This window comes from Streptomyces sp. NPDC000345 (genome assembly GCF_042898825.1).
Classification (GTDB): Bacteria; Actinomycetota; Actinomycetes; order Streptomycetales; family Streptomycetaceae; genus Streptomyces.
In genome coordinates, this window is sequence record NZ_JBIAZE010000001.1 from 811,503 (window position 1) to 836,732 (window position 25,230).

The window sequence follows — 25,230 nt, forward strand, 5'->3', positions numbered from 1 at the left end:
ACGCAGCACACCGCGCCGCGCCGCACGTCGGGTAACAACTCGCCGCGCTACAACTCGACGCCGACCATCACCGGTTCGTTGACGAGGGTGATCCCGAACGCCTCCCGCACCCCGGCCACGACCTCGCGGGCCAGCGTCAGCAGATCCTCCGTGGTGGCGGCGCCTCGGTTGGTGAGGGCGAGCGTGTGCTTGGTGGAGATACGGGCGGGCCCGCTGCCGTAGCCCTTGGTGAAGCCGGCCTTGTCGATCAGCCAGGCCGCTGAGGTCTTGGTGTGTCCCGGACCCGCCGGGTAGGCGGGCGGCTCCACGCCCTCCCCCATCCGCTCCCGCACGCGCGCGCGGAACACCGCGAAGTCGGCGTCGGTGAGGATGGGGTTGGTGAAGAACGACCCGGCCGACCAGGTGTCGTGGTCCTCGGGGTCGAGCACCATGCCCTTGCCGGCGCGCAGCTTCAGCACGGTCTCGCGGGCCTCGGCGAGCGGTACCCGGTCCCCGGCCTCCACTCCGAGCGCCCGCGCGGTCTCGGCGTACTTGAGCGGCGCCGACAGTCCGCCCGCGTCCTCCAGTTCGAAGCGGACCCGCAGGACGACGTACCGCTCCGGGTCGGCCTTGAAGCGGCTGTGCCGGTAGGCGAAGGCGCACTCCTCGTTGGTCAGGGTGACCGTCTCGCCGGCCCGGCGGTCGTAGGCGATGACCTCGGTGACGGTGGAGGAGACCTCCTGCCCGTACGCCCCCACGTTCTGGATCGGGGTGGCACCGGCCGAGCCGGGGATGCCGGCGAGGCACTCGACCCCGGCCAGCCCGGCCTCCACGGTGCGGGCGACGGCGTCGGTCCACACCTCGCCGGCGGCCAGCTCCAGCCGTGTCCCGGTGAGCTCGAAGCCGCGCGTGGCGATGCGCAGGGCGGTGCCCCCGAAGCCCTTGTCGCCGATGACGAGGTTGGATCCGCCCCCGATCACCAGCAGCGGCGTGCCCTCGGCGTCGGCGGCACGCACGGCGTCGATCACCTCGGCATCGGTGGCCGCGGTCACCAGCCGAGCGGCGGACCCCCCGAGCCGAAAGGTGGTCAGCGGGGCCAGCGGCGCATCGTAGATCTCCAACACAGCCCCAAGCCTACGAGACGCACCCGGCCCCCTACGGATCCGCGGTCAGCGCCCCTGCGCAGCTGCGGGCATTCGTGCCGCTGCGGCACGGGTGGGCGCAGCGGCACCCCGCACGCACGGGCAGGCGAACCCACCCGCGCGCAGCCCCGCCCCCGCCCAGCCACGGCCCCGGCACCGGCCCGTGCACGGCCCCGTCCAGGACAGAGCCGTACACACACCCCGCCGGAAACCGATCAGTCCAGCCGCACAACCGCCCGCGACATCCCCAGCACCTTCTGCCCCCCACTGACCACCGTCAGATCAACCCGCACGGTGTTGTCCTCGAGCTTGGCCGCCACCTTGCCACTGACCTCGATCACCACACCCTGATCGTCGTTGGGGACGACAACGGGTTTTGTGAAACGGACCCCGTACTCGACGACCGCCCCCGGGTCACCGGTCCAGTCGGTGACGACGCGGATCGCCTCGGCCATGGTGAACATCCCGTGCGCGATGACGTCCGGCAGGCCCACCTCCTTGGCGAACCTCTCGTTCCAGTGGATGGGGTTGAAGTCCCCGGAGGCCCCCGCGTACTGCACGAGGGTGGCCCGGTTCACCGGGAAGGACCGGGCGGGCAGCTCGGTGCCGACCTCGACGTCGTCGTAAGCGATCTTCGCGGTCATCGGTTCCTCACTCCCCCGCGTCCGCGGCACGGGCCACGAGCTTCGTCCAGGCGGTCACCACGTGCTCGCCGGCCTCGTCGTGAACTTCCCCACGGATGTCCAGGATGTCGTTCCCGGCCATGGACTTGATCGCCTCGATGGTCGAGGTCACCGTGAGCCGGTCACCGGCGCGCACCGGCCGCTTGTAGGCGAACTTCTGGTCGCCGTGCACCACACGGCTGTAGTCGAGGCCCAGCTGGGGGTCCTGGACGACCTGTCCCGCCGCCTTGAAGGTGATCGAGAACACGAAGGTCGGCGGGGCGATCACATCGGCGTACCCGAGCGCCTTGGCGGCCTCCGGGTCGGTGTACACCGGGTTGGTGTCCCCCACCGCCTCCGCGAACTCGCGGATCTTCTCCCTGCCGACCTCGTAGGGATCGGTGGGCGGGTAGGTCCGCCCCACGAAGGACTGGTCGAGCGCCATCGGCTCGGCACCTCCTGCTCTTGGTCTGCGTCGCTCTACTGACCGGTACAGGCCGCTCAACGACGCGAGGCCGCCCCCGATCACTCGGGGACGGCCTCGCATACGAGCCTGATTTATCGCGTTTCGCGGTGCGCGGTGTGCGCGTTGCAACGCGGGCAGTGCTTCTTCATCTCAAGACGGTCCGGGTTGTTACGCCGGTTCTTCTTGGTGATGTAGTTCCGCTCCTTGCACTCCACGCAGGCCAGCGTGATCTTCGGGCGGACGTCGGTGGCAGCCACGTGAGTGCTCCTTGACGAACGGATGGGACTGATTCAACGCAAGAAAGAGTAGCCGATCGAAGGACCGACCCCGCAATCGGCTACTGTCAGTAGCGGTGACCGGACTTGAACCGGTGACACAGCGATTATGAGCCGCTTGCTCTACCGACTGAGCTACACCGCTTTGATGCGATCGGGCCCCGCCTCGCGGCGGGAACCTCTCACACCAGAGCCCCAATACGGAATCGAACCGTAGACCTTCTCCTTACCATGGAGACGCTCTGCCGACTGAGCTATTGGGGCGAGCGATGAAGACATTACACGGTCCGCAGCCGTTCACCCAAATCCGTTTCGCGGGCCCGGTGGGGGCTGCGAGGACGGGCCTGCCGGCGCACGGAGACCGCTCCCCCGGCGAAGGCCGGCACCGGTCCCGCCCAGCCGCCGGAAGGCCCGTCCGGCCCGGTCCCGGCCGTCCCGCGAGCCCCCGGAGGCACCCCCGGCACACCCGCCACCACGCAAGTACGACTATTGCGCTCCTCCCCGTCGGCGCCGGCGCTCCGCCCTAGGCTCGACTCACTCTGCGTGACCTGGTGTCCCCCTGCGCGGTCCCGGCCCTCGCCGCGCAGCCCCGAGCCCCCTGGAGCGCGATGCCCGACAGCCGGCCCCAGCCACCCCCCTCGTCGCCCTCGTCCTCGTCGCCCTCGTCGCCGACGCCGTCCGGCTCCTCGGGCGGTACGCCGGACCCGGCCGCGCTCCTGCTGTGCGGGGCACGGCTGACGGACGGCCGGACCGTGGACGTACGGCTGGGCCACGGACGCATCGAGGCGGTCGGCACGGCCGGCAGCCTGGCGCCCGGCCCGGCCCGTGGCGCCGCGCGCGTCGACCTCGGCGGCTACCTCCTGCTCCCGGCCCCCGCCGAGCCCCATGCCCACGCCGACACCGCCCTCACGGCCGACCTCGACGGGCCCGTCCCGTACGGCGGCCGAGAGGTCCAGCGCCGCGCCACCGAGGCCGCGCTGCTCCAGCTCGGACACGGCACCACCGCGCTACGGGCACACGTACGCGTGGGCGACGTCCAGGGCCTCGCCTCCCTGACCGCCGTACTGCGGGCCCGGCGCTCACTGCGGGGCCTCGCCGAACTGACGGCGGTCGCGATGCCCCGGGTCCTGACCGGGGTGGCCGGAGCGGACGGGCTCGCGATGCTGCGGGACGCGCTGAAGGCGGGCGCCTCCGTCGTGGGCGGCTGCCCTGACCTGGACCCCGATCCCACCGGGTACGTGGAGGCCGTGCTCGACGTCGCCGCCGAGCACGGCTGCCCGGTCGACCTGCACACCGACGCCTCCGACCCGGCCCGGCTGGCCCGCCTCGCCGCGATGGCGGGCGGTCTGCGCCCCGGCGTCACCCTCGGCCCCTGCGGCGGCCTGGGCCGGCTCTCCGCCGAGACGGCCGGCCGCACCGCCGACCGGCTGGCGGCCGCGGGCGTGACGGTGGTGTGCCTCCCCCAGGGTGGCTGCGGCGCCGCGGAGAGCCACGACACGGCGCCCGTACGGCTGTTGCGCGCGGCCGGGGTGCGGGTGGCGGCGGGCAGCGGGGCGTTGCGCGACGTGTCCAACCCGGTCGGCCGCGGCGACCCCCTGGAGGCGGCCTACCTCCTCGCCTCCCGCCACGGCCTGCGCCCCGAGGAGGCCTACGACACCGTGAGCGCCTCCGCGCGGGCGGCCCTGGGCCTGCCCGAGGTGCGGGTCGAGGCGGGCTTCCCGGCCGACCTGCTGGCCGTCCGCGCCGACCACCTGGCCGGCGCGCTCTCCCTGGCGTACAGCCGCATCGTCATCCACCGCGGCCGCGTGGTGGCCCGGACGAGCGCGGTACGGGAGTACTGCACCTCGACGGCGACGACAGAACTGGGCCTGCCCCGACAGGGCCGAGGGCAACTGTCGTAACCCCGGCAGGCGACGGACGGGGTGGTGCCGGGGGCGTGACGGGACACGGGGCGGTGGCGCGGACGCGGGGGGCGCTCGGCACGCACGGCGGTGGCCCGGGACACGGGACGGGGCGAGCGGCACGCACGGCGGTGGCCCGGGACGCGGGACGGGGCGAGCGGCACGCACGGCGGTGGCCCGGGACGCGGGACGGGGCGAGCGGCACGCACGGCAGTGGCCCGGGACGTGGGGCGGTGGCGCGGACGCGGGGGGCGCTCGGCACGCACGGCGGTGGCCCGGGACGCGGGGGGCGCTCGGCACGCACGGCGGTGGCCCGGGACGCGGGACTGTGGCCGGCAGCGCGGCATAGGGCGCGGGCGGTGGCACGGCCGGGTCGTACGGCGTGCGGGACACACCGCCAACAGCCGTGCGAGACGGCCGGAACCGCACCTGCGCAAGGCATCGGACGGAAACCGGTCGCCTGGGCTGAGCCGCACCACGCACGGATGCCGGGCGGCAGCCCTGCACGACGGCCGGAGCCGCTCGGCGCGCGAGGGGGGCGCCGTACGGGCAACCGCCTGCTGCGGCAGCCCGGCCCGAGACGTACGACGTACGACGCACGGGACGCCGGGCAGCACGCCGGGCAACGCCCCGTACCCCTTCACGGAACCCCGTACCCCGCACGGCACGGTGCGCGGCCCGCCCCGTGCGGTGCGGCGGACGGGGCCGGCCGGGCGTACGGTCGGAAGCATGCGCATTGTCATCGCTGGTGGTCATGGTCGGATCGCGCTGCGGCTGGAGCGGCTGCTCGCCGCGCGCGGGGACGAGGTCGCGGGGATCATCCGCACAGCCGGACAGGCCGACGATCTGCGGGCGGCCGGCGCCGAACCGCTCGTCCTGGACCTGGAGTCGGCGTCGGTCGAGGCGGTCGCGGAGCGGCTGCGGGGCGCGGACGCGGCGGTGTTCGCGGCGGGCGCGGGCCCGGGCAGCGGCGCGGGCCGCAAGGACACCGTGGACAAGGGTGCGGCGGTGCTGTTCGCGGACGCGGCGGTCCGGGCGGGCGTACGGCGCTTCCTGGTCGTGTCCTCGATGGGCGCCGACCCCCGCCACGAGGGCAGGGAGGTCTTCGACGTCTACCTGCGCGCCAAGGGCGAGGCGGACGCGCATGTGCAGCGCCTGTCCTCCCTCGACTGGACGATCCTGCGCCCCGGGATGCTCACGGACGACCCCGGCACCGGGCTGGTCCGTCTGGAGGCCCACACGGGCCGCGGCCCGATCCCGCGCGACGACGTGGCGGCCGTCCTGGCCGAACTCCTGGACACTCCGGCGACCGCCGGCCTCACCCTGGAGCTGATCGCCGGCAAGGCGCCGGTGTCGGTGGCGGTGAAGTCGGTGGCGGGGAACTGAGGGGCGCTCAGCTGAGAACCCCTCAGGAGCGCGCAGGGTACGGGTTTCAGAACAGCGGGAGCTGCCCCGGGAACTCGGGGACGACGTAACCGTCCAACGACGGCTGGGCCGCTCCCAGTTGGGCGGTCCTGCGCGACCCGGGGCAGGAGACGAGCTCCCCGCTCTCCCGGGCCCCCGGCGGGTCGTGCCGGGCGTACCGGCCGGCGACGACGGCGATCTCGCGACGGCACTCGGGGCAGGTTCTGCGACGGCTGGAGACGCTGGGCATGGGGCCAGTCTGCCCCAGTGCGTCCCGCGCACAGCCGGCCGCGCACCGGCCCCGCTCGCCGCGCGGAACCGCCGACATCTCCCTAGCATCCGTACATATGGCACATACCTTCGAGGAACTCGTGGCGATGCAGCGCCTGGCCGACGAGACCCACGCAAGGGTCGAGCAGCTACGGGACGCGTACGGCCCTCCGACGGCCACTCCGTGGTCGGAAACCCAGACCGGCACCTACGAGACCGCCTGGCGGGCCTGGCGCGACCTCGCCCGCGACGTACAGGCCGCGGTGACGGCGTACGCCAAGGACGAGGGCAGACCGCGCAGCGACGTGGAGACGGAGGTGAAACGGGCGGCGAAGTCGCCCGGCGCCTGACCGGTGGTCAGCAGACGACGTCGGTCGAGTTGGCCCAGAAGACGAGGAACGACCAGGTCTGCGCCCCGACGACACCGTCCGCGACGATGCCTGCGCACCGCTGGAACCGCAGCGTCGCCTGCTGGGTGACGGGCCCGAACCTGCCGTCGAGAGCGAGGTCGCGGCCCGACAGGGAGTGGTTCAGATAGCACTGGGCCTGCTGCACGGCCCGCCCCGACGAACCGGCCTTCAGCGTCGGCCGCCCGATGGTGAAGTCGCAGACGTCCACGGACCCATGGGTCACGGCCCTCCCGGGCCGCGCCGCGGCGGCACTCTCCTGAGGCCCCGCAAGGGCCGGCCCTCCCGCGAGGAGAAGAGCGGCGACCAGGGTCCCACTGGTGAGCATGCGTCGCATGTCCATCACCTCCACAAGAGACACCTCTCGTACCACCGTGCGCTCCCGCCCCACAGGCCGCATCTCCACCGGGCATGACGAAGGGCCCGTGACCTGCTGTAGTAGCAGGTCACGGGCCCTTGCGTTCCCGTGTGGCGGCGCCAGGATTCGAACCTGGGAAGGCTGAGCCGGCAGATTTACAGTCTGCTCCCTTTGGCCGCTCGGGCACACCGCCGGGGTTGCTGCCGTTCGAACCGCTTTTCGGCGGTGCTCCCTGGCAACGACGTAAACAATACCCGATGGGGAGGGGTGCTCCGCCACCCGATTGATCTGCGCCGCGAGGACCGCGGGTGGCTAGGCTTGTCCGGATGCGGCCCGGGATCGGACCGGGCTCGGCGGCCGCCCCCACGTACGCCGATACGCACCTCACACGCACCCCGATACAAGGAGCCACAGGACATGGCCGACTCCAGTTTCGACATCGTCTCGAAGGTCGAGCGGCAGGAGGTCGACAACGCCCTCAACCAGGCCGCCAAGGAGATCTCGCAGCGCTACGACTTCAAGGGCGTGGGCGCCTCGATCTCGTGGTCCGGTGAGAAGATCCTCATGGAGGCGAACTCCGAGGACCGGGTGAACGCTGTCCTCGACGTCTTCCAGTCGAAGCTGATCAAGCGCGGGATCTCGCTGAAGGCACTGGACGCGGGCGAGCCCCAGCTCTCCGGCAAGGAGTACAAGCTCTTCGCGGAGATCAAGGAGGGCATCTCCCAGGAGAACGCGAAGAAGGTCGCGAAGCTCATCCGCGACGAGGGCCCCAAGGGCGTGAAGGCCCAGGTGCAGGGCGACGAACTGCGCGTCAGCTCCAAGAGCCGTGACGACCTGCAGGCTGTCATCGCCCTGCTGAAGGGTCAGGACTTCGACTTCGCGCTGCAGTTCGTGAACTACCGGTAGTCGACCGCCGCCCGCGCACTTCCGGTGACCAGGGCGACGAGAGGGGCGGCCACCTCACGGTGTCCGCCGCTCCCGTCCGGTCAGGGCCGCGCTCAGTCGCGTGAGTTGCCGAACAGCAGGCGGTAGACGATCAGGAGCACGAGCGATCCGCCGATCGCCGCCGCCCAGGTGGCCCCGTCGTAGAAGTCCTTGGTGATGGGGTGGTCCAGCCAACGGGCCGATATCCAGCCGCCGACGAACGCACCCGCGATGCCGATGACGGTCGTTCCGATGAAGCCGCCCGGGTCACGGCCCGGCAGCAGGACCTTGGCGATGACTCCGGCCAACAGTCCCAGGATGATCCAGCTGATGATGCCCATGTCCTGAATCTGCCCTTCCGTGCTGTGCCCGCGCTGTCCGGGCACTGTGATCTCGCTCGCTCCGGACGGGCTGTGCTCGTCTCCCAAGCGCCCTCACCCGCGTCCTGCGTCGCACGCGGGTTCGTGTCGTGTTGATGATGACGACGTCACGGCGACACCGCCCGGTTCCGTGGATCAGTAGGGTGCGGCCCATGACTCAGTCCGGACCGCCCGCCGAACTGCGGCGGACCCTGGGCGTCGGCGACGCCGTGATCGTCGGGCTCGGCTCGATGATCGGGGCCGGTGTCTTCGCCGCCCTCGCCCCCGCCGCGCACGCCGCGGGCTCCGGGCTGCTGCTCGGACTCGCCCTCGCCGCGCTGGTCGCCTACTGCAACGCCATGGCGTCGGCCCGCCTCGCCGCCCTGTATCCGGCCTCGGGCGGCACCTACGTGTACGGACGCGAGCGTCTCGGGGAGTTCTGGGGATACCTGGCCGGCTGGTCGTTCGTGGTCGGCAAGACGGCCTCCTGTGCGGCGATGGCGCTGACGGTCGGTGCGTACGTCTGGCCGGGGCAGGCGCACGCGGTGGCGGTCGCGGCCGTGGTGGCGCTGACCGCGGTGAACTACGGCGGCATCCAGAAGTCGGCCTGGCTGACGCGCGCGATCGTGGCGGTGGTCCTGGCGGTCCTCGCTTCCGTGGTCGTGGTGTGTCTGGGCTCCGGGGCGTCCGACGCGGGGCGGCTGGACGTCGGGGCCTCGGGGGGCGTGGGCGGCGTGCTGCAGGCCGCCGGTCTGCTGTTCTTCGCGTTCGCCGGGTACGCGCGCATCGCGACCCTCGGCGAGGAGGTGCGGGATCCGGCGCGCACCATCCCCCGCGCGATCCCCACGGCGTTGGGCATCACGCTGGCCGTCTACGTGTGCGTGGCGGTGGCCGTCCTTTCCGTGCTGGGGGCGGGGGAACTCGGTCGGGCGAGCGCGCCGCTGGCCGACGCGGTGCGGGCGGCCGGCGCGCCGGGGCTGGTGCCGGTGGTACGGGTCGGGGCGGCCGTGGCCGCGCTGGGTTCGCTGCTCGCGCTGATCCTGGGCGTCTCGCGCACCACACTCGCCATGGCTCGCGACCGCCATCTGCCCGGCGCGCTGGCGGCCGTCCATCCGCGCTTCCAGGTACCCCACCGGGCCGAACTGGCCGTGGGCGCGGTGGTGGCGGTCCTGGCCGCCACGGTGGACGTACGGGGCGCGATCGGCTTCTCCTCCTTCGGTGTGCTCGCGTACTACGCGGTGGCCAACGCATCGGCCTGGACTCTCGACGCCTCGCCGGAGGCGAGGGCGCTGCCCGCGGTGGGTCTTCTGGGCTGTGTGATCCTGGCGTTCGCCCTGCCGGTGACGTCCGTGGTGGCGGGTGCGGGCGTCCTGGCGGTGGGCGCGGTCGCGTACGGGGTACGGCGGTGGGCGCGTTCACGCTGACCGGGGCGCGAGCCTGTCCGGCCGGGGTCCCCGGCTTCCTGCACCTGCTCGTTCTCGGTCATGCGTCCATGGTGCGGGCCGCCACTGACAAGCGGGCCGGCCTGTGGACAACCGGCCGCTTGTGGACAACAAGCCCACCCCGGCGAGCAGCCGCGGGCCCGCGCACGCGGTCCGGGCGGACGCCTCGTCAGCGCGCGGCGAACGGCTGGTCCGTGGGCACGATCTCGCGGCCCAGCGGGAACAGCGAGACCGGGATCAGCTTGAAGTTCGCGATGCCGAACGGAATACCGATGATGGTCACGCACAGGGCGATGCCGGTCACGATGTGGCCGAGGGCCAGCCACCAGCCGGCGAGGACCAGCCAGAGCACGTTGCCCACACAGGAGGGGGCGCCCGCGTCCCGCCGCTCGACCGTCGTGTAGCCGAAGGGCCAGAGGGCGTAGACGCCGATACGGAACGCGGCGACGCCGAATGGAATGCCGATGACCGTGATGCAGAGCAGCAGGCCCGCCAGGAGGTAGGCGAGGAACAGCCAGAAGCCGCTCAGGACGAGCCAGATGACGTTCAGGATGGTCTTCACTGGGGGCGACCTGCCATTTTCTCGAGCCGGGCGATCCGCTCCGCCATCGGCGGGTGGGTCGAGAACATCTTGGAAAGCCCCTGGCCCGGACGGAAGGGGTTCGCGATCATCATGTGGCTCGCGGTCTCGATCCGGGGCTCCGGGGGCAGCGGGAGCTGTTGGGTGCCCCTCTCCAGTTTGCGCAGGGCGCCGGCGAGCGCGAGCGGGTCGCCGGTGAGCTGGGCTCCGGAGGCGTCCGCCTCGTACTCCCGGGAGCGGCTGATGGCGAGTTGGATGAGGGCGGCGGCGAGCGGGCCCAGAATCATGATCAGGAGCATGCCCAGCAGGCCGGGACCGTCGTCGTCGTCGGAGCGCCCGATCGGGATCAGCCAGGCGAAGTTGACCAGGAACATGATCACGGAGGCGAGGGCGCCGGCGACCGAGGAGATGAGGATGTCGCGGTTGTAGACGTGGCTGAGCTCGTGGCCGATGACTCCGCGCAGTTCGCGCTCGTCGAGGAGGCGCAGGATGCCCTCCGTGCAGCACACGGCGGCGTTGCGCGGGTTGCGTCCGGTGGCGAAGGCGTTGGGGGCCTCGGTCGGGGAGATGTAGAGGCGGGGCATGGGCTGGCGGGCCTGGGTGGAGAGGTCGCGCACCATGCGGTAGAGAGCGGGGGCCTCGAACTCGCTGACCGGGCGGGCACGCATCGCGCGCAGTGCGAGCTTGTCGCTGTTCCAGTACGCGTACGCGTTCGTCCCGAGGGCGATCACGACGGCGACGACGAGCCCCGCACGGCCGAAGAAGCTGCCGATGACGATGATGAGTGCGGACAGTCCCCCGAGGAGTACTGCGGTCCTGAGCCCGTTGTGCCGGCGGTGCACGGTACGCCCTCCAAATCGTGCAGCGGGGGAACCCTTTGCCTGTGGTCGTTCCTTCTCTCCGGTGTCCACTGGCGCCGTGGTGTCACTTCCAGTGGAACCTTCCGTACTGGTCAACGCCAGGCGGGAGGCACTAGTTCCCTTGTGCGTACGGGCAGGGGTGTGGGCCGTCCGGGTGGCGGCGGGGCGTACGCCCGACGGTGGGCGCGTACGCGCGCGCGTGGGGCGCTAGAAGAGGCCGGTGTCGGTGAAGCGCAGGACCAGTTGGGGTGCTCCGGAGAGGACGATGCCGAGGGCGGCGGTGAGGACGATCGCGGCCGTGAGGGGGGCGGGGACGCGGTGCTTGACCGGTTCGCCCTCGGGGGCCCGGAACAGCAGCGCCGTCCACTGGAGGTAGTAGTACAGCGCGATCACGACGTTGAGGGCCATGACGACCGCGAGCCAGCCGAGGCCGGCGTCGACGGCCGCCGAGAAGACGGTGACTTTCGCGAAGAGGCCGATGATGCCCGGCGGCAGTCCGGCGAGGCAGAGCAGGAAGAAGGCCAGGAGGAGCGCCGAGAGGGGGTTCCTGGCGTAGAGGCCCCGGTAGTCGGTGAGGCGGTTCTGTGCGCTGGTACGGCCCACCAGGGCGGCCACCGCGAAGGCGCCAAGGTTCACGGCCGCGTACATGAGGGCGTAGGCGACGGTGGAGCCGATGGCGTGTTCGGCGTCGTCGGTGTACGCGGCGGCGGCGATCGGGACGAGGAGGTAGCCGGCCTGGCCGACGGAGGACCAGGCGAGCAGGCGTACGGCGCTGTACGCGCGCGTGGCCTGCTGACGGAGGGCTCCGACGTTGCCGACGGTCATGGTGAGGGCGGCCAGCGCGGCCAGCGCGGGGCCCCAGACGTCGGCGTAGGAGGGGAAGGCGATGACGGTGACGAGGATGAGTCCGGAGAAGCCGACCGCCTTGCCGACGACCGACAGGTAGGCGGCGATCGGCAGGGGGGCGCCGACGTAGGTGTCGGGGACCCAGAAGTGGAAGGGGACGGCGGCCGTCTTGAAGGCGAAGCCGACCAGGGTGAGGACCACGCCTGTCTGCGCGAGGGTGTCCAGCCGGCCGTCGACGTGCTGGATGCGGTCGGCGACCTGGGTGAGGTAGAGGGTGCCGGTCGTGGCGTAGACGAAGCTGATGCCCATCAGGCTGACGGCGGTCGCGGTGACGGACGACAGGAAGAACTTCAGGGCCGCCTCGGCGGACCTGCGGTCGCCGTGCCGGATGCCGACGAGGGCGAAGGCGGGCAGGGAGGCGACCTCCAGGGCGACGACGAGGGTGGCGAGGTCGCGGGAGGCGGGCAGCAGGGCGGCGCCGGCGGCGGAGGACAGCAGCAGGAACCAGAACTCCCCTTCGGGGAGTCTTCCGCGCGCGTCCTTCAGCGCGGTGACCGACAGGAGGGCGGCCAGCAGGGCTCCGCCGAGGACCAGGAACTGGATGACGAGGGTGAAGGCGTCGGCCGTGTAGCTGCACGCGCTCGGATCGCCGGTCAGGCAGAAGGTGGAGCGGTCGCCGTCGATGAGGGGGAGCAGCAGGGCCGTGGAGGCGGCGAGTCCGGCGACGGACAGCCACCCGAGGAGGGGCTTCCTGCCGTCCGGGAGGAACAGGTCGGCGACCAGGACGACGAGGGCGACCACGGCGGCCAGGGTGGGCGGGGCGATCGCGAGCCAGTCGACGGACTGGACCAGTGACTCGGCGAGGGGCTGGGCCGGGGAGCTCATCGGGTGCCTCCTGCGAGGAGCTGCTGCACGGCCGGGTCGGTCAGGCCGAGGAGGGTTCTCGGCCACAGGCCGGCGACGACGGTGAGGGCGACGAGCGGGGTCCAGGCCGCGAACTCGTAGGTCTGGACGTCGGCGAGCTTCGGCGCGTCCTGGGGCGGGGCGCCCATGCAGACGCGCCGGACCACGACGAGCAGGTACGCGGCCGTGAGCAGGGTGCCGAAGGCGGCGATCGCCGTGAAGGTGAGGAAGGCCGGGCGGCTGAGGTCGTCGGCCGGGTCGAACGCGCCGAACAGCGCGAGCATCTCGCCCCAGAACCCGGCCAGGCCGGGCAGGCCGAGCGAGGCGACGGCGGCGAAGGCGAGCAGTCCGCCGAGGCGGGGTGCCTTGCCGTAGAGCGCGGCGCCGGTCTGTTCGGCGAGGGCGTCCAGGTCGGTGGTGCCGGTGCGGTCCTTCAGCGCGCCGACCAGGAAGAAGAGGAGGCCGGTGATGAGGCCGTGGGCGATGTTGGCGAACAGGGCGCCGTTCACGCCGGTCGGGGTCGTCGACGCGATGCCAAGCAGGACGAAGCCCATGTGGCCGACGGAGGAGTAGGCGATGAGGCGCTTGAGGTCGCCCTTCGCGCCCTGCTTGGCGAGGGCCAGGCAGGCCAGGGATCCGTAGATGATCCCGACGACGGCGAAGGCGGCGAGGTAGGGCGCGAAGGTGTGGAAGCCGTCAGGTGCGACCGGGAGGAGGATCCGGACGAACCCGTACGTGCCCATCTTCAGCAGGACGCCGGCCAGCAGGACCGAGCCGACGGTCGGGGCGGCGGTGTGGGCGTCGGGCAGCCAGCTGTGCAGGGGCCACATCGGGGTCTTGACCGCGAGCCCGATCCCGATCGCCAGAACGGCGACGACCTGCACGGACGTGGTCAGGGACCGGCCGTTGTCAGTGGCGAGTGCCACCATGTCGAAGGTGCCCGCCTTGATTCCGATCAGGAGCAGGCCGAGCAGCATGACCACGGATCCGAGCAGGGTGAAGAGGATGAACTTCCAGGCCGCCTGGGTCCGTCCCGCGCCGCCCCAGCGGGCGATGAGGAAGTACATCGGGATCAGGACCGTCTCGAAGGCGAGGAAGAACAGCAGCAGGTCGAGGACGGCGAAGGTGGCGAGGGTGCCGGACTCGAGGACGAGCAGCAGCGCGACGAAGGCCTTCGGGGTCGGGCCCGCGGGCAGCTTGAAGTAGGAGTAGAGCGCGCAGAGGAAGGTCAGCAGCGCGGTCAGGACCAGCAGGGGGAGGGAGATGCCGTCGATGCCGAGGTGGATGCGCACGTCGAGTGCGGGGATCCAGCTGATGTCCGTGCTCGCCTGCATCTTCGACGGGTGGTCGTGGTCGAAGCCGAGCGCGAGGACGATCGCGGCGACGAGGATGACGCCGGTGACCGTGACGCCGTGCCGGAGGACGGCCTGTTCGGGTGACTTCCCCTTCAGTCCGGGCGGGGCGGGCAGGAGAGCGGCGGCGGCACCGATGAGCGGGCCGACGACGACGAACGCGAGAAGGAACTGCATCACGGACTCGTTGATATCGATCACGCCTGCTCACGCTCCCGAGGCGACGAGGAGGGCGGCGACCGCCAGGACGACGGTGCCGGCGAGCAGCGCGCTCACATAGGTCTGGACGTTGCCGGTCTGGGCGCGCCGTACGGCGGCGCCGAGCCAGCGGGGCAGGGCGCCCGCGCCGCGTACGTAGGTGTCGACGACCTCGCGGTCGAGGAACCGGACGAGGCTCGCGGCGCCCTGGACGGGGCGGACGAACAGCGCCCGGTAGACGGCGTCGAGGTGGAAGCCGACGGCCGCGTGGCGGTGCAGCGGGCCGAGCAGCAGCCGCCCGGGGTCCGCCGGGTCGGGGGCGGACGACAGGTCTCCGTAGGCGGGCGCGTGCGTGGCGATGGCCTCGGCCTCGACCTGGGCCGCGTCGCCCTCGGGATGGGCGGCGACCGCGCCCATCGGGGCGACCGCGGCCAGCGCGGCGAGGTGGCGCCAGGCGGCGTAGGCCACGAGTGCGCCGGTCAGGGCCACGCCGGTGCCGATCACGGAGGTGGTGAGGGCGGGGGTGAGGTCGTTGCCGTCGAACCAGTCGGGGAGCGTGCGGTAGGCGAGCGCGCCGAGGGCGAGGGACGGGACGGCCAGCACCCACAGTACGACGGTCATGGTGAGGGGCTGGCGGCCGTGGTCGGGGGCCTCGGCGCCCCGGCCGTGGAAGGCCAGCAGCCACAGACGGGTCGCGTAGGCGGCGGTGAGGAGGGCGGTGACGAGTCCGGCCACGAGGACGAGCCAGCCGGCGGCTCCGGGCGCGTGCTCGGTGTGCCCGGTGGTGACGTGCTCGGCCGCGCCGAGGACGGACTCCTTGGAGAAGAAGCCGCTGAACGGCGGGATCGCGGCGAGCGCGAGGAGCGCCACGGTCATCGTCCAGTAGGCGTCGGGGATGCGGTCGCGCAGGTTGCCCATGCGGGACATGGCGGCGAGCGAGTTGGTGCCGGCGGCGTGGATGATCACGCCGGCCGCGAGGAACAGCAGGGCCTTGAAGGCGCCGTGCGAGAGGAGGTGGAAGACGGCTGCCGAAGGGTCGCCGACGGCGAGGGCGCCGGTCATGTAGCCGAGCTGGCCGATCGTCGAGTAGGCGAGGACGCGTTTGATGTCGTCCTGCGCGAGCGCCGCGAGGCCGGAGCCGACCATCGTGACGGCGGCCATCACGGCGAGGACCACCATCGCGGCCGCGGAGGCCTCGAAGACGGGGAGGAGCCGGGCGATGAAGTAGACACCGGCGGCGACCATGGTCGCGGCGTGGATCAGCGCGGAGACGGGGGTGGGGCCCGCCATCGCGTCGGGGAGCCAGGTGTGCAGCGGGAACTGTGCCGACTTGCCGGCCACGCCCGCCAGGAGCAGCAGGGCGACGACGGTCGGGTGGTCCAGTCCGCCGTGGGCGACGGCGTCGAGGACCTTCGGGATCTCGAAGGATCCGGCGTCCGTGGCGAGGGCGAACAGGCCGATCAGGAAGGGGACGTCGCCGAGCTTGGTGACCAGGAAGGCCTTGATGGAGGCGGCGCGGGCTTCCGGGGTCTCCCAGTAGTGGCCGACGAGGAAGTAGGAGCAGATGCCCATGACTTCCCAGCCGACCAGCAGCACGATCAGGTCGCCCGAGTAGACGACCAGGAACATCGCGGAGGTGAACAGGGAGACGAGCGCGGCGTACGAGGGGTAGCGCGGGTCCTCGCGGAGGTAGCCGGTCGAGTAGATCTGCACGCAGGTGGCGACGGTGCCGACGAGGACGGCGACCAGGGCGGCGAAGCCGTCGATGTGCAGGGAGAGCTCGATCGGGATCGAGCCGGTGGGGGTGAGTTCGGTGGCCGCGTCGACGGCCGCGCCGCCGCCCTGGCGCACGGCGACGACGGCGGCCAGGACGAGGGCGGTGAGGGTCGGCAGGACCGCGAGGGGGCGGACGAAGCCGGGGGCGGTGCGGCCGAGGAGAAGTCCGGCGGCCGCGCCGAGGAACGGGAGGAGGGGGACGAGTGCGGCGAGGGTGGTCGTGGTCACGCGGTGGCCTCAGCCTTCTCGGCGCCGGGCTCGGTCTCGGGGGTGTCGGTCTCGTGGCCCTCGGCGGTCTCGCGGAGCCTGTCGATGTCCGAGGTGCCGCGGCTGCGGTGCACGGCGAGGACGATCGCCAGGCCGATGCCGATCTCGGCGGCGGCGATGGCGATGGTGAACAGGGTCAGGGCCTGCCCGGAGTGCAGGGTTTCCTCGGCGGCGCGGCTGAGCCAGACGTCGAAGGCGACCAGGTTGAGGTTGACGGCGTTGAGCATCAGCTCGACCGACATCAGGACCAGGATCGCGTTGCGGCGGGCGAGGACGCCGTACAGGCCGGTGCTGAAGAGGAGGGCGGCCAGGACGGCGGGGTAGGCGAGGTGCATCAGCGGGCACCTTCCTGCTCGGAACTCTCTGTGACGTTCCGGGAACTCCTGGTGACACCTCGGGCGTTCACGGGGGGAGAGCTCGACTCCGCCTTCGCCTTGCGGGACAGGACGATCGCGCCGACCAGGGCCGCGAGGAGGAGGACGGAGAGGGCTTCGAAGGGAAGGACCCAGTTCTGGAAGAGGCTCGCTCCGGTGACCTCGGTGGAGCCGGCGGCGGGGCCGTCCAGGTCGATCCAGGTGGTGCGGAAGGCGTCGACGACCACCCAGACCAGCGCGGCGGCCGCGGCGACGGCGACCGTGAGGGCGGCCCAGCGGTTGCCGGAGTCGGCGTCCGGTGAGCGGCCGATGGGGGCCTTGGTGAGCATCAGACCGAAGAGGAGGAGCACGACGACGGAACCGACGTAGATGAGGACCTGCACCCAGGCGATGAACTCGGCGGTGAGCAGGAGGTATTCCACGGCGAGGCCGCCGAGGGCGACCACCAGCCACAGGGCGGCGTGCACGAGCTGCCGGGTGGTGACGGTGACCAGGGCGGCGCCGAAGGTGGCCAGGCCGACGAGGACGAAGGCGATCTCGACGCCGGTCGGGGAGAGGAAGCCGTGCGGCGCTTCGGCGAGGGTCACGACTCTCCTCCCTGGGGCTCGGCGGGCTCGGCCTGGGCCGCGGCGAGCTTGTCCGCCGTCTTGCGGGCGGCGGCGATCTCCTTGGGTTCCTCGGCCGCGGGGTCGAGGGCGGGCGGGGCCGGGACGGTCCACATCCACTCGCGGAGCTTGTCCCGCTCGTGGGTGAGGTCACGGATGTCGGTCTCGGCGTACTCGAACTCCGGTGACCAGAACAGGGCGTCGAAAGGACAGACCTCGATGCAGATACCGCAGTACATGCACAGGGAGAAGTCGATGGCGAAGCGGTCGAGGACGTTGCGGCTGCGCTCGCGGCCGCCCGGGGCTGCGGGCGGGACCGTCTCCTTGTGGGAGTCGATGTAGATGCACCAGTCGGGGCACTCGCGGGCGCAGAGCATGCAGACCGTGCAGTTCTCCTCGAACAGGCCGATCACGCCTCGGGTGCGGGGCGGGAGTTCCGGCTGGGCGTCCGGGTACTGCTCGGTGACGGACTTCCTCGTCATCGTGCGGAGGGTGACGGCCAGGCCCTTGGCCAGACCGGAGCCGGGGATGGGCATGGTTACTGGATCACCACCTTCACGACGCCGGTGAGGGCGATCTGGGCGAGGGAGAGGGGGACGAGGAGGGTCCAGGAGAACTTCTGGAGCTGGTCCTCGCGCAGCCGGGGGTAGGTCACGCGCAGCCAGATGACGACGAAGGCGAGGACGGCCGTCTTCAGCAGGGTCCAGACCCAGCCGAGGCCGTCGGCGCCCCAGGGGCCGTGCCAGCCGCCCAGGAAGAGGACGGTGGTCAGGCCACACAGGACGACGATTCCGGCGTACTCGGCGAGGAGGAAGAGAGCGAAACGCAGACCGGTGTACTCGGTGTAGGCGCCGAAGATGATCTCCGAGTCGGCGACGGGCATGTCGAAGGGCGGGCGCTGGAGTTCGGCGAGGCCGGCGACGAAGAAGACGATCGCGCCGACGATCTGCCAGGGCAGCCACCACCACTCGAAGGCCTCGACGATGCCGGGCAGCGAGACCGTGCCGGCCGCCATCGCCACCGAGGCGGCGGTGAGCAGCATCGGGAGCTCGTAGGCGAGGAGCTGGGCGGCGGTGCGCAGGCCGCCGAGGAGGGAGAACTTGTTGGCGCTGGCCCAGCCGGCCATGAGGGAGCCGAGGACGCCGACGCCCATCACGGCGAGGACGAAGAACACGCCCGCGTCCAGGACCTGACCGACCGCGCCCTCGCCGGGGCCGATCGGGATGGCGAGGAGGACGAGGAGGTACGGGAGGAGGGCGACGGCGGGGGCGAGCTGGAAGATACGGCGGTCCGCGCCGGCGGGGACCACGTCCTCCTTCTGCGCGAACTTCACGCCGTCCGCGATGAGCTGGGCCCAGCCGTGGAAGCCGCCGGCGTACATCGGGCCGAGGCGGCCCTGCATATGGGCCATGACCTTGTGCTCGGTCTGCCCGACGATCAGGGGGAAGGTGAGGAAGACGACGAACACGAGCAGAAGGCGCAGGGTGACGTCGAGTGCGTCGTTCACTGCGGGCCTCCTGACGGGGTTTCGGGAGTGGGCGGTTCGGCGTCGCGGTCGGGGGCGGGGGCGGGGGCCTGCCCCGGCTTCGGGTCCGGGTTCGCGTCCCGCTTCGCGTCCGGCTGCGGGCGCGGTTCCGGCTGCGGGCGCGGTTCCGGCGGCGTGGGGGTCCGCTCCGGCTCCGGCTCCCGGCCGGTCGTCGGTTCCGGCTGGCCGGTCGTCGGTTCCGGCTGGCCGGTCGTCGGTTCCGGCTTCGGCTGGTCGGCGGTCTCCGGTTCCGCCTCAGGCTTCGGTTCCGCCTCCGGCATCGGCTTCGGCCGGGGGTCCGGCTCGGCTTCCGGCGTTGGCCGGCGTTCCGGCTCGCTTTCCGGCTTCGGCCGGCGTTCCGGCTCGCTTTCCGGCATCGGCCGGCGTTCCGGCTCTTCGAAGGCCGGGCGGGCGTGATGCCAGGGGGCGTCGGAGCTGCGGGGAGCCGGGGAGGGGCCGGTCTCGGGAGTCGGGGCCGGGGGCTGGGTGCGCTGGGAGGCCGAGCCCTGGGAGGCGCTGCGCGAGCGGCGCGGGTCGGCCGGGGGCTGGGGGGCCGAGGGAGCCGCTGCCGTTTCCGAGGGGCCGCCGGTTTCCGTGGCCGGCGTGCTCGGGGTCGGGGCCGGAGGTGCCGCAGGGGGCGTCTGGCCGGCCGAGCCCTCGGCTGCCGTGCGGGCGCGACGGACCGGGCGTTCGCCGGCCGCCGCTCGGGCCGGGCGCTCTCCCGCGGCGCGGCCCGCCGCCGCTCCACGGGCCGGGCGGGCCGGGGCGGGCGGGAGCTGCCCCTTGAGGGGGCCCCATTCGTTCGGGTCGGGGACGCCGGGGGGAAGCATCTGGCGGCGCTTGGGGCCGCCGTGCTCGGACTCCCCCGGTTCCTTGGCGCCGGGCCAGGCCTTGGCGACCCGGGCGGCGAGGACGAAGTCCTTGCGGAGGGGGTGGCCCTCGAAGTTCTCGGGCAGGAGGAGGTGGTCCAGGGAGGGATGGCCCTCGAAGCCGACGCCGAACATTTCGTGGGTCTCGCGTTCGTGCCAGGCCGCGCCCGCGTAGACGTCGACGGCGGAGGCGAGCGTCGGGGACTCGTGCGGGACCGTCGTACGCAGGAGCAGACGGCGGACCGGGCCGAGGGCCACGACGTGCGCCGAGACGCGGAAGCCGGTGCCCGGTTCGTCGACCGCGCTCAGCCAGTCGAAGTAGGTGCAGGACAGCTCGTCGCGGGCGACACGGAGGGCGGTGGTCCAGGACGCCGGCGGGACGTCGACGGTCAGGACGGCGTAGGACTCCTCGGCCGTGGCGTCCGCGCCGAAGAGGTCCTCGACGGGGGCCGGCAGCCAGCCGGTCGTGGTCATCCCGCGTCCCCCTCTGCGGTGGGCGGCTTCACCAGCGGGCTCTGCAGGGCGGCGGCCGAGGGGCGGGGCGTGCCGTAGCGCTCGTGCAGGGACTCACGGGCGATCTTCTCCTGGAGCTTGAGGATGCCCTGGAGAAGGGCCTCGGGGCGGGGCGGGCAGCCGGGGACGTAGACGTCGACGGGGATGATCTGGTCGACGCCCTTGGTCACGGAGTACGAGTCCCAGTAGGGGCCGCCGCAGTTGCTGCACGCGCCGAAGGAGATGACGTACTTCGGCTCGGGCATCTGCTCGTAGAGGCGCTTCACGGCGGGGGCCATCTTGTCCGTGACCGTGCCGGAAACGACCATCAGGTCGGCCTGGCGGGGCCCGGGGGCGAAGGGGATGACGCCGAGGCGGATGAAGTCGTGGCGGGCCATCGACGCGGCGATGAACTCGATCGCGCAGCAGGCGAGGCCGAAGTTGAAGACCCAGAGCGAGTAGCGGCGGCCCCAGTTCAGGACGACCTTCATCGGCTCGGGGGCGAGGCGGGCGAGGGCGCCCAGGCGCTTCGGCTCCGGGAGGAGAACGGGTGGGGAAGCGGTCACTTCGTCGGAGGCGGTCGCTTCGGGGGTCACGTCCATGTCAGGACGCCCTTCTTGTATGCGTACAGCAGGCCGACGGCGAGGAAGCCGAGGAAGATGAACATCTCCACGAGGGTCGTGGCGCCGTAGCCGGGGGCGGCGAAGACCGTCGCCCAGGGGAACAGAAAGATCGAGTCGACGGCGAAGATCACGTAGAGGAAGGCGTAGACGTAGTAGCGGACCTGGGTGTGGGCCCAGCCCTCGCCGACGGGGTCGACGCCGCACTCGTACGTCAGGAGTTTCTCAGGGGTCGGCACCACCGGGCGCAGCAGGCGTCCGGCGCCGAAGGCGACGGCGACGAAGAGCACGCCGATGACGGCGAGCAGTCCGACGACCGAATACGACCGGAAGTAGTCCGCCGCGATCTCGACGGTCGGTTCCCGCACGGTCCGTCCCCTCGCTCCCTGACCTCAGCCTCTTCGGCTTCTTCGGCCACTCGGGCCTCTTCGACGATCTGTACGCACGGAGTCTAGGCCCTGATAAAGGGACGGTAAGCAGGCCGTCGCACCTTGGACCGCGGGGCGGGGGTTTTCCCCAGGAGGCGGGGGCGGCGAACCTCATGGCGCGGTGGCGCGCGGGGCGGCACGCTAACCCATATGACCACTACCCACCAGCCCGGCGGCGTCCGGCCCGGCGGCGTCCGGCCCGGCGACCGCTCGGACGACGACCGCTCGGCCGGCGGCGGGCTGCCGCCGGTCCGGCCCGCTCTCGACGCGCAGACGTGGAAGGAGATCGCGCATCTCCTGGCGAATCTGCCGATGTCGCTGTTCGGCTTCGTCTATGTGATGACGGTGCTGTTCATCGGCGCCTCGCTGACCCTCACGGTGATCGGGCTGCCGCTGCTCGCGCTCGGGCTGGCGGGGGCGCGGCTCGTGGGCCGGTTCGAGCGGGAGCGGGCGCGACTGCTGCTCGGGGTGCGGATCGACGAGCCGAGCCCGCTGCCACTGCGCCGGGCGGGCGGGCCCGTCGCGCGGATGTGGCTAGCGCTGAAGGACCCGGTGGCCTGGCGCACGGTGCTCTACGACTTCATCCGGCTGCCCTGGGGCATCCTCACCTTCACCGTCGTTCTCCCCTCCCTGTTCCTGCTGTGGCCCTTCCTCCCGTACCTCACGCGGGGCCTGACCAACGCGGACCGGGCGATGGTGCGGGCGCTGCTGTCGCCGTCCGACGAGCTGGAGCGGCGGATCGCGGAACTGGAGTCGGACCGCGGGGTGGTCGTGGACACGGCGGCGGCGGATCTGCGGCGGATCGAGCGGGATCTGCACGACGGGGCGCAGGCGCGGCTGGTCAATCTGGCGATGGGGCTGGGGCTGGCGAAGGAGAAGCTCCAGGAGGGGCAGGCCGACGACGCCGTCGCGGCGATGGTGGAGGAGGCGCACGGCGAGGTGAAGCTCGCGCTGCAGGAGCTGCGGGATCTGGCGCGGGGCATTCATCCCGCGGTGCTGACCGACCGGGGGCTGGACGCGGCGCTGTCGGCGGTGGCGTCGCGGTGCACGGTGCCGGTGAAGGTGACCGCCGATCTGACGTCCAGACCGGCGCAGGCGATCGAGGGGATCGCCTACTTCACCGTCTCCGAGCTGCTGCAGAACATCAGCAAGCACAGCGGGGCGCGGGCGGCCTCGGTGGATGTGTGGCGGACGGACGACCGGCTGCTCATCCAGGTGTGGGACGACGGCCGGGGCGGGGCCCGTCCGGACGCGGGCACGGGGATGCGGGGGCTCGCGGAGCGGCTGGACGCCGTCGACGGGGTGTTCGTCGTGGAGTCGCCGGCGGGGGGTCCCACGACGGTGACGGCCGAGCTGCCCTGGCGGGACCGGGGGTAGGGAAAACCCCCCTTCCGAGAGGCCGACGGCCTCCATGGTCCGGCGGGGCGGCGCGCAGGAGGGTGGAGGCAGGACACAGCAGCTGCGCGACGAGCGGGGCGAGTGGAGACGAGCGGAACGGACGGGACGGCGCCGATGGCCACGCAGTACGGGCACTCCGGGCAGTACGGGCGACACGACGGGCAGTACGGGCGATACGACGGGGAGTACGACGAGCAGCGCTACGGCGGCTCCGGGGCGCGGCGGCGTCGGCTGCCGGCCGCCCTGGTCGAGCCGCTGAGCGGGCGGCACTGGCGTGAGCTCGCCTATGTGCTGCTCGGTTTCCCGCTGAGTGTCGCGCTGTTCGTCTTCACGGTGACCATGCTGTCGGTCGGGGCGGGGCTGCTGGTGACCTTCCTCGGCATCCCGGTGCTGGCGGCGGGGCTGGCCGCGTGCCGGGGTTTCGGGGCGGTGGAGCGAGCGCGGGCGCGGGGGCTGCTGGGGCTGGAGGTGCGTGATCCCGAGCCGTTGCGGGTGCGGGGGAAGGACGGCCGCGCCGGGGTGATGGCGTGGATGGGGGCGGTGCTGCGGAGCGGGGTGTCGTGGCGGCATGCGCTGTTCGTGCTGGTGCAGTTCCCGTGGGCGGTGTTCTCGTTCTGCGTGACGCTCACCGTGTGGGTGGTGGGCTGGACGATGCTGACGTATCCGCTGTGGTTCTGGATCTTCCCGATGTACGGCGGGCAGGGCGGGCTTCAGCTGTACGGGGACGATCAGCACCGGGTGTATCTGGACAACCCGTTCGAGATCACCGTCACGGCGTCGGTGGGGCTGCTCGTCACGCTGGCCACGCCGTGGATCGTGCGGGCGCTGACGACGGTGGACCGGCTGCTGGTGCACGGGTTGCTCGGGCCGTCGCGGCTGGCGTCGCGGGTGGTGGAGCTGGAGTCTGACCGGGGGGTCGTGGTGGACACGGCGGCCGCGGATCTGCGGCGGATCGAGCGGGACCTGCACGACGGTGCGCAGGCGCGGCTGGTGGCGCTGGCGATGGATCTGGGGCTGGCGAAGGAGAAGCTGCGGGAGGATCCGCGGGCGGCGGCGCGGATGGTGGACGAGGCGCACGGTGAGGTGAAGACGGCGCTGCAGGAACTGCGGGATCTGGCGCGCGGGATCCATCCGGCGGTGCTGACGGACCGGGGGCTGGACGCGGCGCTGTCGGCGGTGGCGTCGCGATGTGCCGTGCCGGTGCGGGTGGAGGTGGATCTCGGGTCGTCGCGGCCGGTGGCCGCGATCGAGGGGATCGCCTACTTCACGGTGTCCGAGCTGCTGCAGAACGTCAGCAAGCACAGTGGGGCCCGGTCGGCCTCGGTGGATGTGTGGCGGGTGGAGGACCGGTTGATGGTGCAGGTGGTGGACGACGGGGCGGGGGGTGCGGATGCCTCCGGCGGGTCGGGGCTCGCGGGGCTGGCCGAGCGGCTGGAGGCGGTGGACGGGATTCTGGTGGTGGATTCACCGGCGGGCGGGCCCACGAGGGTCACGGCGGAGCTGCCCTGGCGCGGCTGAAGGGCCGCATACCTCCCCCCGGGCCGGCTGCACCCCTGCGGCCCGGCGCCGCTCCCCTGCCCCCTCGGGTCAGCAACCCTCTCTCCCCCTTCCCGGGTCACCCAGTGCGCCCCACCCCCACCCCCACCCCGCCCCCGGTCCCCGGTCCCCGGCCCCGGCCCACGCCCCAAATCCCCCTAGAAGTCGTGCCCCCTTCTTCGGTGCTTGGGCGTTGGGCGGTGCGCAGGGGGGTGTTGCTGGGATGCTGGGGGTGTTCGGTCGGGCGGGTGGATGTGGGGGGACGGGAGCGTGGAGGTCAGGGTGCGGGTGGTCATCGCGGAGGATTCGGTGTTGTTGCGGGAGGGGCTGACCCGCTTGCTCACCGACCGGGGGCATGAGGTCGTCGCGGGCGTCGGGGACGCCGAGGCCCTCGTCAAGACCGTCACCGAGCTGAGTGACGAGGGGGCCCTGCCCGACGTCGTCGTCGCCGATGTGCGGATGCCGCCCACGCACACCGACGAGGGCGTGCGGGCCGCCGTACTGCTCCGCAAGGCGCATCCCGGGCTCGGGGTGCTGGTGCTGTCACAGTACGTGGAGGAGAGGTACGCCACCGAACTGCTGGCCGGGTCCAGTCACGGGGTGGGGTACCTGCTCAAGGACCGGGTCGCCGAGGTACGGGAGTTCGTGGACGCCGTGGTGCGGGTGGCCTCCGGGGGGACCGCGCTCGATCCCGAGGTCGTCGCGCAGCTCCTCGGGCGCAGCCGGAAGCAGGATGTGCTCGCCGGGCTCACCCCGCGTGAGCGGGAGGTGCTGGGGCTGATGGCGGAGGGGCGGACCAACTCCGCCATCGCCAGGCAGCTGGTGGTGAGCGACGGCGCCGTCGAGAAGCATGTGAGCAACATCTTCCTGAAGCTCGGGTTGTCGCCGAGTGACGGGGATCACCGTCGGGTTCTTGCGGTGCTCACCTATCTGAATTCGTGACGGAGTGGCACTGTGCCAGTCGTCGACCGGACCGGGTGCCGTCGTGGACCGGTCGTCGTGCGGTCTCAGG

At 72.2% G+C, this 25,230-nt stretch carries 27 protein-coding genes and 3 tRNA genes; 8 read left to right on the forward strand and 22 right to left on the reverse strand.

Translation table 11 applies throughout. The features are described 5' to 3' along the window. Nucleotides 1-47: 47 nt before the first annotated feature. From ACFY30_RS03730 to ACFY30_RS03755, 6 genes are all read right to left on the reverse strand, one after another. A complete protein-coding gene (locus ACFY30_RS03730) occupies nt 48-1,103 on the reverse strand; it encodes a UDP-N-acetylmuramate dehydrogenase (RefSeq protein ID WP_390843514.1) in 1,056 nt (351 codons plus the stop codon). A gap of 233 nt (nt 1,104-1,336) precedes the next feature. Continuing rightward, nucleotides 1,337-1,765 carry a MaoC family dehydratase gene (locus ACFY30_RS03735; protein ID WP_390843515.1) on the reverse strand — a complete coding sequence of 143 codons (429 nt, stop codon included), beginning with the start codon at nt 1,763-1,765 and terminating at the stop codon, nt 1,337-1,339. A 7-nt stretch (nt 1,766-1,772) separates the two neighbouring features. Further along, nucleotides 1,773-2,228: a MaoC family dehydratase N-terminal domain-containing protein gene (locus ACFY30_RS03740; protein WP_390658093.1), complete on the reverse strand. Its 456-nt coding sequence runs from the start codon at nt 2,226-2,228 to the stop codon at nt 1,773-1,775. Nucleotides 2,229-2,341: 113 nt separating this feature from the next. After that, nucleotides 2,342-2,506, reverse strand: a complete 165-nt coding sequence (gene rpmG / locus ACFY30_RS03745; RefSeq protein ID WP_003948671.1) for a 50S ribosomal protein L33 — start codon at nt 2,504-2,506, stop codon at nt 2,342-2,344. A gap of 90 nt (nt 2,507-2,596) precedes the next feature. Continuing rightward, nucleotides 2,597-2,669: transfer RNA gene (locus ACFY30_RS03750), tRNA-Met, on the reverse strand. A 46-nt stretch (nt 2,670-2,715) separates the two neighbouring features. Further along, nucleotides 2,716-2,788, reverse strand: a tRNA-Thr gene (locus ACFY30_RS03755). A gap of 344 nt (nt 2,789-3,132) precedes the next feature. Between ACFY30_RS03755 and ACFY30_RS03760 the strand changes: the two genes are divergently transcribed. Next, entirely contained in the window at nt 3,133-4,425 is a 1,293-nt protein-coding gene (locus ACFY30_RS03760; RefSeq protein ID WP_390843516.1) for a hydrolase, read from the forward strand. A gap of 729 nt (nt 4,426-5,154) precedes the next feature. Then, a complete protein-coding gene (locus tag ACFY30_RS03765; protein ID WP_390843517.1) occupies nt 5,155-5,811 on the forward strand; it encodes an SDR family oxidoreductase in 657 nt (218 codons plus the stop codon). A gap of 46 nt (nt 5,812-5,857) precedes the next feature. Here ACFY30_RS03765 and ACFY30_RS03770 read toward each other — a convergent pair whose 3' ends face one another. Continuing rightward, the gene (locus ACFY30_RS03770) at nt 5,858-6,079 is read right to left on the reverse strand and encodes a hypothetical protein (protein WP_390843518.1); all 222 of its coding nucleotides are present in this window, start codon (nt 6,077-6,079) and stop codon (nt 5,858-5,860) included. Between the two features lie 97 nt (nt 6,080-6,176). Between ACFY30_RS03770 and ACFY30_RS03775 the strand changes: the two genes are divergently transcribed. Continuing rightward, complete coding sequence (locus ACFY30_RS03775; protein ID WP_390658089.1) at nt 6,177-6,449, forward strand: hypothetical protein; 273 nt, start codon at nt 6,177-6,179, stop codon at nt 6,447-6,449. 7 nt (nt 6,450-6,456) lie between these two features. Here the strand turns inward: ACFY30_RS03775 and ACFY30_RS03780 are convergent, their stop codons facing one another. Both ACFY30_RS03780 and ACFY30_RS03785 read right to left on the reverse strand, forming a co-directional pair. Beyond that, entirely contained in the window at nt 6,457-6,732 is a 276-nt protein-coding gene (locus tag ACFY30_RS03780; protein ID WP_390843519.1) for a peptidoglycan-binding protein, read from the reverse strand. 243 nt (nt 6,733-6,975) lie between these two features. Continuing rightward, nucleotides 6,976-7,057: transfer RNA gene (locus tag ACFY30_RS03785), tRNA-Tyr, on the reverse strand. Nucleotides 7,058-7,281: 224 nt separating this feature from the next. Here ACFY30_RS03785 and ACFY30_RS03790 point away from each other — a divergent pair. Next, nucleotides 7,282-7,770, forward strand: a complete 489-nt coding sequence (locus ACFY30_RS03790) for a YajQ family cyclic di-GMP-binding protein (protein WP_390658087.1) — start codon at nt 7,282-7,284, stop codon at nt 7,768-7,770. A gap of 92 nt (nt 7,771-7,862) precedes the next feature. Here the strand turns inward: ACFY30_RS03790 and ACFY30_RS03795 are convergent, their stop codons facing one another. After that, nucleotides 7,863-8,129, reverse strand: a complete 267-nt coding sequence (locus ACFY30_RS03795) for a GlsB/YeaQ/YmgE family stress response membrane protein (protein ID WP_390843520.1) — start codon at nt 8,127-8,129, stop codon at nt 7,863-7,865. Between the two features lie 191 nt (nt 8,130-8,320). Here ACFY30_RS03795 and ACFY30_RS03800 point away from each other — a divergent pair, with 191 nt between their 5' ends. Beyond that, nucleotides 8,321-9,571 carry an APC family permease gene (locus ACFY30_RS03800; protein WP_390843521.1) on the forward strand — a complete coding sequence of 417 codons (1,251 nt, stop codon included), beginning with the start codon at nt 8,321-8,323 and terminating at the stop codon, nt 9,569-9,571. 187 nt (nt 9,572-9,758) lie between these two features. On the opposite strand, the gene ACFY30_RS03805 is transcribed toward ACFY30_RS03800, so the two are convergent. The 12 genes from ACFY30_RS03805 to ACFY30_RS03860 all read right to left on the reverse strand — a co-directional run bounded on the left by ACFY30_RS03805 (nt 9,759) and on the right by ACFY30_RS03860 (nt 21,224). Further along, nucleotides 9,759-10,151 (reverse strand): YccF domain-containing protein, encoded by a 393-nt coding sequence (locus ACFY30_RS03805; protein WP_390843522.1) that lies wholly within the window; start codon nt 10,149-10,151, stop codon nt 9,759-9,761. Further along, nucleotides 10,148-11,011: a zinc metalloprotease HtpX gene (gene htpX, locus ACFY30_RS03810; RefSeq protein WP_390843523.1), complete on the reverse strand. Its 864-nt coding sequence runs from the start codon at nt 11,009-11,011 to the stop codon at nt 10,148-10,150. The genes ACFY30_RS03805 and htpX overlap by 4 nt, the downstream gene beginning before the upstream one ends. Nucleotides 11,012-11,236: 225 nt before the next feature. Continuing rightward, nucleotides 11,237-12,760 carry an NADH-quinone oxidoreductase subunit N gene (locus tag ACFY30_RS03815; protein WP_390843524.1) on the reverse strand — a complete coding sequence of 508 codons (1,524 nt, stop codon included), beginning with the start codon at nt 12,758-12,760 and terminating at the stop codon, nt 11,237-11,239. Then, a complete protein-coding gene (locus ACFY30_RS03820; protein WP_390843525.1) occupies nt 12,757-14,331 on the reverse strand; it encodes a NuoM family protein in 1,575 nt (524 codons plus the stop codon). Before ACFY30_RS03820 ends, ACFY30_RS03815 begins: the two co-directional genes overlap by 4 nt. A gap of 6 nt (nt 14,332-14,337) precedes the next feature. After that, nucleotides 14,338-16,332 carry an NADH-quinone oxidoreductase subunit L gene (locus ACFY30_RS03825; RefSeq protein WP_390843526.1) on the reverse strand — a complete coding sequence of 665 codons (1,995 nt, stop codon included), beginning with the start codon at nt 16,330-16,332 and terminating at the stop codon, nt 14,338-14,340. Beyond that, nucleotides 16,329-16,706 (reverse strand): NADH-quinone oxidoreductase subunit NuoK, encoded by a 378-nt coding sequence (nuoK, locus tag ACFY30_RS03830; protein ID WP_390658078.1) that lies wholly within the window; start codon nt 16,704-16,706, stop codon nt 16,329-16,331. The genes ACFY30_RS03825 and nuoK overlap by 4 nt, the downstream gene beginning before the upstream one ends. Further along, entirely contained in the window at nt 16,706-17,332 is a 627-nt protein-coding gene (locus ACFY30_RS03835) for an NADH-quinone oxidoreductase subunit J (RefSeq protein WP_390843527.1), read from the reverse strand. Before ACFY30_RS03835 ends, nuoK begins: the two co-directional genes overlap by 1 nt. After that, complete coding sequence (locus tag ACFY30_RS03840) at nt 17,329-17,886, reverse strand: NuoI/complex I 23 kDa subunit family protein (protein ID WP_390843528.1); 558 nt, start codon at nt 17,884-17,886, stop codon at nt 17,329-17,331. The genes ACFY30_RS03835 and ACFY30_RS03840 overlap by 4 nt, the downstream gene beginning before the upstream one ends. Before the next feature lie 2 nt (nt 17,887-17,888). After that, entirely contained in the window at nt 17,889-18,857 is a 969-nt protein-coding gene (locus ACFY30_RS03845; protein ID WP_390843529.1) for an NADH-quinone oxidoreductase subunit H, read from the reverse strand. Further along, nucleotides 18,854-20,218, reverse strand: a complete 1,365-nt coding sequence (locus ACFY30_RS03850; RefSeq protein ID WP_390843530.1) for an NADH-quinone oxidoreductase subunit C — start codon at nt 20,216-20,218, stop codon at nt 18,854-18,856. The genes ACFY30_RS03845 and ACFY30_RS03850 overlap by 4 nt, the downstream gene beginning before the upstream one ends. Next, entirely contained in the window at nt 20,215-20,838 is a 624-nt protein-coding gene (locus tag ACFY30_RS03855) for an NADH-quinone oxidoreductase subunit B (protein ID WP_390843531.1), read from the reverse strand. The genes ACFY30_RS03850 and ACFY30_RS03855 overlap by 4 nt, the downstream gene beginning before the upstream one ends. Further along, a complete protein-coding gene (locus ACFY30_RS03860) occupies nt 20,829-21,224 on the reverse strand; it encodes an NADH-quinone oxidoreductase subunit A (RefSeq protein ID WP_133914811.1) in 396 nt (131 codons plus the stop codon). The genes ACFY30_RS03855 and ACFY30_RS03860 overlap by 10 nt, the downstream gene beginning before the upstream one ends. A 210-nt stretch (nt 21,225-21,434) precedes the next feature. Between ACFY30_RS03860 and ACFY30_RS03865 the strand changes: the two genes are divergently transcribed. The 3 genes from ACFY30_RS03865 to ACFY30_RS03875 all read left to right on the forward strand — a co-directional run bounded on the left by ACFY30_RS03865 (nt 21,435) and on the right by ACFY30_RS03875 (nt 25,160). Beyond that, the gene (locus ACFY30_RS03865) at nt 21,435-22,661 is read left to right on the forward strand and encodes a sensor histidine kinase (RefSeq protein WP_390843532.1); all 1,227 of its coding nucleotides are present in this window, start codon (nt 21,435-21,437) and stop codon (nt 22,659-22,661) included. 135 nt (nt 22,662-22,796) lie between these two features. After that, the gene (locus tag ACFY30_RS03870; RefSeq protein WP_390843533.1) at nt 22,797-24,200 is read left to right on the forward strand and encodes a sensor histidine kinase; all 1,404 of its coding nucleotides are present in this window, start codon (nt 22,797-22,799) and stop codon (nt 24,198-24,200) included. A gap of 300 nt (nt 24,201-24,500) precedes the next feature. Continuing rightward, a complete protein-coding gene (locus tag ACFY30_RS03875) occupies nt 24,501-25,160 on the forward strand; it encodes a LuxR C-terminal-related transcriptional regulator (protein ID WP_390658489.1) in 660 nt (219 codons plus the stop codon). Nucleotides 25,161-25,230: the final 70 nt, after the last annotated feature.